Below are 2,351 nucleotides of genomic sequence, written 5' to 3' on the forward strand. Positions count from 1 at the left end.
GACAACCTGCCCGCGTTCGTCGTTCTCACCAGCGGGGGCGGGGGCCAGCCGCTGCAAACCCGCTACTGGGGCAACGGTTTTCTGCCCGGAAATCACCAGGGGGTGTTGTTTCGCAGCCAGGGTGATCCCGTGCTCTACGTGTCGAACCCGCCCGGCCTGAGCCAGACGGCCCGCCGCCAGCTTATCGACGCGATGCAGGAGTTGAACCGCAAACAACTCGGCGCACTCGGCGACCCGGCCATTGCCACGCACATCGAGAATTATGAACTCGCCTTTCGCATGCAGACCAGCGTGCCGGAGTTGATGGACATCGCCAAAGAACCGAAGGAGATTCTCGAACTTTACGGCGCGGAACCCGGCAAGTCATCCTACGCCAACAACTGCCTCCTTGCCCGCCGTCTCGCCGAGCGCGGCGTCCGCTTCATCCAGCTTTGCCATCGTGACTGGGACCATCACGGCGGACTGCCCGAGGGCATCAAAACCCAGGCGAAGAACACGGATCGGGCCAGCGCCGCGCTGATCAAGGACCTCAAAGCCCGCGGGCTGCTCGAAGACACGCTCGTGATCTGGGGCGGAGAATTCGGGCGCACGGCCTATTCGCAGGGCGAGATCAGGAAGGACAACTTCGGTCGTGATCATCATCCGCGCTGCTTTACAATCTGGATGGCCGGCGGCGGCATCAAACCCGGACTCGTGCTCGGCGCCACGGACGACTTCGGCTACAACGTCGTGGAAGATCCGGTGAACGTGCATGACTTTCATGCGACCCTGCTGCACCTGCTGGGCATCGACCACAAGCAACTGACGTATCGGTTCGAGGGCCGCGACTACCGGCTCACCGACGTCTCCGGCGAAATCGTGGAGAAGCTGCTGGCCTGACGCCCCGGCGCGAAGGACGGCTTTCGTTCACTCCACTTCCTGCGAGACGATCAGGAGAACGTCCTTCTCGCGCCTTTGCAACAGATCGCCAAGGCCGCGCAGGCTGAGCCAGTAAAGGAAGGCCACCCCCGCCGCCAGCGCCAGCGAAGCAAGGACATTGGCCACTGCGTCGGGCAGCCATCCGAAGGTGGCCGACAGGAGGCCCAGCAATGGAGGTATGAAAACGGGAATCATCGCAACCGGGAACAACAGATGGGAAAAGAGAATCATCAGGGTCGTTTTGCCGGAGGCCTTGGTGGGTTTCAATGACCCGGCGGAAATCCGGTAGGGCACCACGATGGAAAGAAAATTGCCGACCGCGCTCAAAATCAGGAACGCCGCCAGAAGTTGCAGGGCGGACGCCAGGCCCACGAGCCACGGGAGGTGCGCGACGGCGGTGAGGACCACCAGAAAAACCGAGCCGAACGCGAACACAACGGGAGCCAGCGCGAGGTTTTTCGCCAGCAGCGTGTGACTCCGTTGGACCGGCAAAAGGACCAGTGCGCGAAAGCCGTCGCGATCGAATCCGAATTGATTGAACATAAGCTGGAGCAGCCCGAGAAGAGAGAACGCGATTGCGCCGGTGCCGATGAACGGCGTCGCGAGGTTGCCCGGCGCGTGCCCTCCGCGCGAGAAGAAGATCATCGGCAACACGACGATGCCGACCAGATTGCTGACCAGGGACATTTTTATTTCGGGCGCGCGCGTCAGCGAGCGAAAGAAGACGAGGGCCAGTGCGGCGGCCTCTTCCGGAACAGCAGGCAGTCGCCGTTCGAGGAGACTCAATCCCTGCGCGCGCGCAGCCTTCGCGCCGCCGGCTTCGGTTGTTGCGCCGGCCAGTGCAACGGGGCGGCTGGTTGGATCCGGCGCGACGGGCTGTTGACGGGCATGAGCCGCTCCGCGTCGCGTTGTCTCCTGTCCTCGATAAAACCGCACGGTTGATCGGTACGCGCGGGCCAGCCCCGCGCCGCCGATCGCCATTGCCGCGAGCGAACCCCACACCGCCGGCCAGGCGTTTCCCCGGGCCAGACCCATCGCGCCATTGCCGACCCACAACGGCGGCAGGTAGGTGTGGGCCGCCATGAAATTCTCCGGCGCTTTCAATCCGGACCGCTCCTGGGCCGGCGCAGGAGCGCCCGACGCCGCCTGCGATTGATTTCGCCGGTCGCGGTCGTGCCGGTGCAGGACATTGAAATACAGGTTGGGGAGTTGTCCCAAAAAGATTGCCGTCATGGTCACGGTCATGATGACCGTGCGGCGTCGGCGCGGATTCACCATCAGGGCGACCAGCCATCCGCGCAGGCAGTACGTCCACGCCGTCACCATGAACACGAAGCCAAGCACCAGCGGAACCAGCAGAATCATCAACCAGCCCCTGGCCCACAACAGTCCCGCGCAAAGGCCCAGCGCGCCCGGAATGAAGACGACCAGGC

At 63.7% G+C, this 2,351-nt stretch carries 2 protein-coding genes; one reads left to right on the plus strand and one right to left on the minus strand.

Features of this window, described 5'->3' with window-relative positions:
* On the plus strand, positions 1 to 879 hold an 879-nt coding region (locus VN887_11250), incomplete at its 5' end, for a DUF1501 domain-containing protein (protein HXT40582.1).
* A gap of 27 nt (positions 880 to 906) precedes the next feature.
* Here VN887_11250 and VN887_11255 read toward each other — a convergent pair.
* Positions 907 to 2,351, minus strand: a 1,445-nt coding sequence (locus tag VN887_11255) for a hypothetical protein (GenBank protein HXT40583.1), incomplete at its 5' end; no start/stop codon positions are given.

The sequence above is a fragment of the Candidatus Angelobacter sp. genome, from assembly GCA_035607015.1.
In the GTDB taxonomy this organism is placed as follows: Bacteria; Verrucomicrobiota; Verrucomicrobiia; order Limisphaerales; family AV2; genus AV2.